We start from the raw sequence: 349 nt of genomic DNA, 5'->3' as shown, positions 1-349 counted from the left end.
GCTGGCGGCGGTGTCTGCGAATAATGGGTCACGCCCCGCGCGTCCTTCCAGCTGTAGACCTCGCTGGCGGCGAGGGGCAGGGCGGCGACGGCGAGCAACGCGACGACGAGGCAGGGCAGACGACGCATGGCGGGCTCCGGAGGCGCGCAGGAAAGTCGCGATTCCAGCACTCCCGGGCGATGCGCGCAACCGCCGCGGCGACGCCGCGCTCCCAGGCGCTACACTCGCCGGATGAGCGCACCCGATCCGACCCCCCGCCGTGGCCGCGGCATCTATCTGCTGCCCAACCTCTTCACGACCGCGGGAATGTTCGCGGGTTTCTTCGCGATCATCGCCGCCTCGCAGGGCC

1 protein-coding gene is annotated in these 349 nt (G+C 71.6%); it reads right to left on the bottom strand.

What is annotated here, in order from left to right; all coding sequences use genetic code 11:
- The coding region (locus tag SB719_RS19255; protein WP_412159617.1) for a DUF4124 domain-containing protein at positions 1–128 on the bottom strand (128 nt) is incomplete at its 3' end.
- Positions 129–349: the final 221 nt, after the last annotated feature.

Origin of the sequence: Pantoea sp. SIMBA_079, assembly GCF_046940275.1 — a bacterium.
GTDB lineage: Bacteria > Pseudomonadota > Gammaproteobacteria > Enterobacterales > Enterobacteriaceae > Pantoea > Pantoea borealis.
The sequence above is the reverse complement of the archived record's forward strand: the minus strand, read 5'-3'. Positions and strand labels throughout refer to the sequence as shown.